This window comes from Streptococcus sp. 10824, assembly GCF_013276595.1.
Taxonomy (GTDB): Bacteria; Bacillota; Bacilli; order Lactobacillales; family Streptococcaceae; genus Streptococcus; species Streptococcus pseudopneumoniae.
In genome coordinates this window covers 1-624 of sequence record NZ_VMLH01000139.1, presented here as the reverse complement: position 1 = coordinate 624, position 624 = coordinate 1, and the positions used below count along the sequence as shown (strand labels likewise).

Here is a 624-nt window from a genome sequence, read left to right as displayed (position 1 = left end):
TAATTTGAAGGGGAATACCGTGATTGGCTAAGATTTGTTCAAGGACATGATAGTAAGCATTCAAGTTCTCTTTTTTATCAAAATAAGCCCCTAGGATATTGCCGGAAGCATCATCAATGGCTAAGTGTAAGTTAGAGGTTTCTGCTCCAAACCAGGCATGAGGGCTAGCCTCCATTTAGATGAGTTCTCCAGCAAATTTCTTTCTGGGTCTACTAGGATGTAGCTTTTTAGTGTCTTCCAGGAAATCTTTAGCGGACGGTAAGATTGGATTGTCTAGGGGATGATTGCGGTTCAGTTTAGCTTGTTTTCTTAGTCTCTTCTTTGTCTTTCTGTGAGACTTGGGAGAGAGGATGTTTTCCTTATAGAGTATTTTTCTAACAGTTGTATCAGAGAGCTGAATTCCCTCTTCTTCAGCTAGTAATTCACAGAAATGAAGGACATTTGGTTTATATGTTTCATAGGAGAGGTATTTCTTTAGGACACGTTCTTTGATTTCATCAGGGATTGCATGTTTTGGTTTTCGATTTCTGTTTCCGTGTCTGAAGGCTTCTTTTCCTTTCTGTTGATAGGCTAGTAGCAGACGATTGATTTGTCTTTCAGAAAGATTCAGTTCGACACAGGCTC

1 pseudogene is annotated in these 624 nt (G+C 39.6%); it reads right to left on the bottom strand.

The features are described from left to right. Positions 1 to 624, bottom strand: a pseudogene (locus HT701_RS10565) (ISNCY family transposase); the annotation flags it as partial.